The following is a 4,167-nucleotide window of genomic DNA, read 5'->3' as shown; positions in this document are numbered from 1 at the left end:
CAGCTGTTTTAAGTCCTGAGGCTGACCGGAATCCGTCATCGCGAGATAAACATATTCTTGCGATCAAAGACAAAGGGCGCCTCGGCTGGCAAAAAACAAACAGGCTACAATCAGCGCTCCCGAATTGAAACCCAGATGGGACGCTGGAAGCAAGTCATCGGTAACAAACTGAAGGCCCGCACCTTTAACAATCAGAGGACCGAAACAAAGATTGGCGTTCGCATTCTCAACACAATAACCGAACTCGGCAGCCCCGCGTTCGAAGCAATCCCATGACCTGAATTGACGGGTTTGGGCGTGCTGTAAGCTATTCACGACCCCTGCAACAAGGCCGAGTGGGATCAAGTTCCTGTAAATCGAGTTCGCAAGGTTACGAAAGTGCCCGGTGGAATGCGTATGGAAATGGTGCCAGAAGGCCCACTTAGAAAGCGGTTTGGGCTGAAAGGGGGGGAGAATGTTAGTATTAAATATGATGATAATGGCTATCCAGATTTCAGGTCTGTTCGCAGAGAACCAAGTGGAGATGCATTAAAAGCAGTAGAGACACCAGAGGGTGGTGACGTAGCAATTGATTATGGTAAGGATAGAGCGGAAGACAACACCAAAGCGAATAAAGAACTTGTAGATCAAGATCTTAAAACAGCAAGAAAAGCAGGGGCTGCAAAAAAAAATGATGCCGCGAGAAAAAGAGAGCTGGTAAAAAAACATTCTGATGGTCGACCGGTATATACATGGCATCATCATGAAGATGGGAAGTCTATGATACTGGTTGATTTTTGGGTTCATAAACTATTTGGCCATTCAGGTGGTAGTGCCAAGCGTTGATATTAGGAGTTGTCTATGCGTGAGATAAAATTTGGGAGCCCTCTTCCCAGTAAAGGCCTGGAAAGGGGTATTGCCTATCACGAGAATGCATTTGGGTTCAGTTTTCAGGATCACGAAAGCCTGAAGCAATATTTGGCATTTTATCGGAACTGTGGGGCAGGTTATTGGCCTCTTCCTCACCGCTATGAAACAAATCAAGGTTCTCTACTAATTACGTTTTTTGCGAATCTTGCTCCACATCCAGAATATTCATTTGATGACGACGGAGATTCTGTTTTCTCTTGTACAAAAGCGCTTGAAGGTTCGATGATACGAGGTAATGTCAATGACGCCCTTATCATTGCAGGCGGAACGCATTTGTCGATTGGATTGGTTATCAGGGGCAAGTGTATTGGTAAGGTGTTTGCGCTTGAGGATATCAAGCCTCTAGTTCTTGATGATGAGATGGATGACATACCCTCTGATATTGAAGGCATAACCAAACTCGGCGATAGTTTTGAAGAATTTATCGATGCCCTGACAGCAGATGAAGAGGAAATTGAGGAATGGGAGGAGGATCATGGCGAGTAATTTTACCGGATTAACTTTTTTGATGTAGGCAGGTAAAGCTTTGCAAAAACTTTTCTTCCAGAGTGAATTTGAAACTGGCGATGTAACGCTTTTTGATAAATGGGCTGAAGATTATTTTGGTATTAAGTTACCAGAAGATTTTATAGATTTTATAAATAGTAATGGTGTTGGAAGAGAACCTATTCCTTGTCGGTTTGATGGAAAAATCGACATGGAAGAATTGATTATTGAAGCGTTCCTTCGGTTGTCTCCTTCTGATAATTTAGCATCTATTCAAGCTAGTACCGATCGGGCTATTGGCGAAGACTGGATAAGTGATGATTTTGCTATGTTCGCTGAAGGAGCTGCAGGTCATTTAAGCTTTGTCCTTGCTGTAAAAGGGCCGCATAGGGGCAAGGTTTTTGCCTTTGTAGATAGCGGTGTTTATCTGGATGGAGACCAGATCAGGCTGGAAAATGGAGCTTTGCATCTCGCCAATACATTTAGCGAGTTTATCGATGGTCTTTATGCAGATGAGAACGACATTGATGATTGGGAAGATTCTATGGATTACTTACCTGATGAAGTCAAAGAGAAATTTGGTTCTGGCTCATAAAGCCGATCGTCGTGTTGCTGGGTGAGTGGTTTAGGAATACAGGACTTGCAGAAGATTTTCACGTTAATAGAAAAGCCATAACTGGTTGCATCCCTGAAGATACTGCCACGAGGTTTGGGAATTAAAAATAATGCCTCATATCGATCCGATTGCAAAACCTGCTGATGAAAGGGAAATTAAAGCCTTTAAAGCGTGGGCTAAATATCCGGTTCCTGATGATTATCTTGCTTTTTTGAGAAAGTATAATGGTGGATATCTGGCTGGAGTTAGACCCGGTTTTTATAACAGGGATGATGAAACGGTGGCCTGTGTTTCAAAATTTCAGCATATTTCTAGTGATCCTGAAAAATGCATCAATGATCTTTTTCGAAAGAATTTTTCCTTTTCCGATGTGATGATTGAAACTGATGATATTCGAGACAACTATTATGCGCCTGATTATTATATCAAAATTGCAAATGGTGCGCAGCATGAACATATATTGATGGACCTGAAAACAGGCCGTGTTTTTGGTTTTGATGATGAGACAGAAGAAGAGCTGGAAACAACGGAAGAGTTCCTAGAAGAATGCTTATTTCTTGCAGATAGTTTTGATAGTTTTTTCTCGCAAATTGTTGATGAACTGACTGATTAAATTTACCTGAAATTTGCTTGTCTAATGAATTTGCTGCGCAATGATGAGCAGAGCAAGCTTTTAAAAGGCGCCTGAAACCAATGGCACCACAAGGGGGTAGCAAAGCGAAATAAGAAAATGCCAGTTTACTATGCAAAAAACATTGAAATGGATTTTTCAAGATTTGGTAATGTTCTTCCGTTTGAAGAGGACGATGTTGCTCGCCTTTTGAATTTGTCCGATCAGATTGAGCCTGGTTTTGTTGAGTTCTTTAAAAAGAATAATGGAATCGAATTGTGCCTAATCTATAAAGATGATTACGCCTTGGCTGATATTTCATCTATTCAAAGTATTCCAATAGTTTGGGAGAAGAATAAGTCTGAATTTAAACACATGGCGAATTATATTCTGATTTCCTATGGACCGACATACCATGAGGAATTTTACTATAAAATTCGAGGTAATCAGGCTCGGAGTGTTTTTCTTTTAGATCATTCAAATGAAGTGCATTTCGATGATGAGAGTTTTGAAGGGAAAGGCGTAACTCATCTGACTTCTTCATTCGATGATTTTGTTAAAAATCTTTATTATGAGGAATGATGCCTCTTATCGATCTGACTGTGCAGCCTGCTGATGACAGGGAAATTGAAGCTTTTAAAGCGTGGGCTAAATATCCGGTTCCTAATGACTATATTGCTTTCTTGAGGGAGTGTAATGGCGGATATCTGACGGGGGAGGATCCATGCTTTTATAACAGTAATGATGATACGGAAGCCTGTGTTACGACTTTTATGCATGTATCTGAAGAAATAGATAAATGTATTAATAAAATATTTGAAAAGCGTTTCGCCTCTTACTCGGTTCCTTTTAATACTAAAGATATGAGAAATAACTATTTTGCTCCTGATCATTACATCAAAATTGCGGATGGTGCGCAGCATGAACATATAGTGATGGATCTGAAAACCGGCCATATTTTTAGTTTTGATGATGAAATAGAAGAAGAACTGGAAACAACAGAAGCTTTCTTGGAACATTGCTTATTTCTTGCAGATAGTTTCGACAGTTTTTTCTCGCAGCTTGTTGACGAAGGGCCAGAGTGAGTTTGACTGAAACTTGATTGGCAGTCGAGTCTGCAGTGCTTAGATGAGTGTCTATTTCAGAGTCGACGTGCAGACTATAAAATCTGGATATCCAGATTTAAACGAGCACTAGATACGGGAATTTCCTATCATGGAAAGGCGTTCGAGTTCAGTTTCCAGGATCATGAAAGCCTGAAGCAGTATCTACGTTATTGCAAGGAAAGCGGAACAGGATCTGGCCCTCTGACGTGCCTTTTTGAGAAGGGTAATGGATCTTTTTGTATTGAGTTTTTCGCGCGTCTTGCTCCGCATCCAGAATACGGGTTTGCGTCGGCCACCACTGTTGTTTTTTGTCAGGGCTCGTTGCGGGCTTCATCGGATTTTGATTTTTTGATTTTGAAGGAGAGGCGAAATGCCAAAAGCAGCACGATTGGGAGATATTGGGTCAGGCCATGGCTGTTTTCCCCCGACACCGGCTATTA

6 protein-coding genes are annotated in these 4,167 nt (G+C 41.3%); all 6 read left to right on the top strand.

Annotated features, from left to right (window positions below; genetic code table 11):
• Positions 1–396: 396 nt before the first annotated feature.
• Positions 397–825, top strand: coding sequence for an HNH endonuclease (locus tag BMZ51_RS23130; RefSeq protein ID WP_074882385.1), 429 nt, complete (start codon positions 397–399; stop codon positions 823–825).
• A 15-nt stretch (positions 826–840) separates the two neighbouring features.
• A complete protein-coding gene (locus BMZ51_RS23125; RefSeq protein ID WP_068009294.1) occupies positions 841–1,395 on the top strand; it encodes a hypothetical protein in 555 nt (184 codons plus the stop codon).
• A 40-nt stretch (positions 1,396–1,435) separates the two neighbouring features.
• On the top strand, positions 1,436–1,990 hold the full coding sequence (locus BMZ51_RS23120; RefSeq protein WP_063297831.1) for an SMI1/KNR4 family protein: 555 nt from the start codon (positions 1,436–1,438) through the stop codon (positions 1,988–1,990).
• A gap of 130 nt (positions 1,991–2,120) precedes the next feature.
• The gene (locus BMZ51_RS23115) at positions 2,121–2,624 is read left to right on the top strand and encodes an SMI1/KNR4 family protein (RefSeq protein WP_063297830.1); all 504 of its coding nucleotides are present in this window, start codon (positions 2,121–2,123) and stop codon (positions 2,622–2,624) included.
• 117 nt (positions 2,625–2,741) lie between these two features.
• A complete protein-coding gene (locus BMZ51_RS23110; protein WP_063297829.1) occupies positions 2,742–3,203 on the top strand; it encodes a hypothetical protein in 462 nt (153 codons plus the stop codon).
• Positions 3,203–3,706 (top strand): SMI1/KNR4 family protein, encoded by a 504-nt coding sequence (locus BMZ51_RS23105; protein ID WP_063297828.1) that lies wholly within the window; start codon positions 3,203–3,205, stop codon positions 3,704–3,706. The genes BMZ51_RS23110 and BMZ51_RS23105 overlap by 1 nt, the downstream gene beginning before the upstream one ends.
• The last annotated feature ends 461 nt before the right edge of the window (positions 3,707–4,167 follow it).

It is taken from the genome of Pseudovibrio axinellae, assembly GCF_900110875.1.
In the GTDB taxonomy this organism is placed as follows: Bacteria; Pseudomonadota; Alphaproteobacteria; order Rhizobiales; family Stappiaceae; genus Pseudovibrio; species Pseudovibrio axinellae.
The sequence above is the reverse complement of the archived record's forward strand: the minus strand, read 5'-3'. Positions and strand labels throughout refer to the sequence as shown.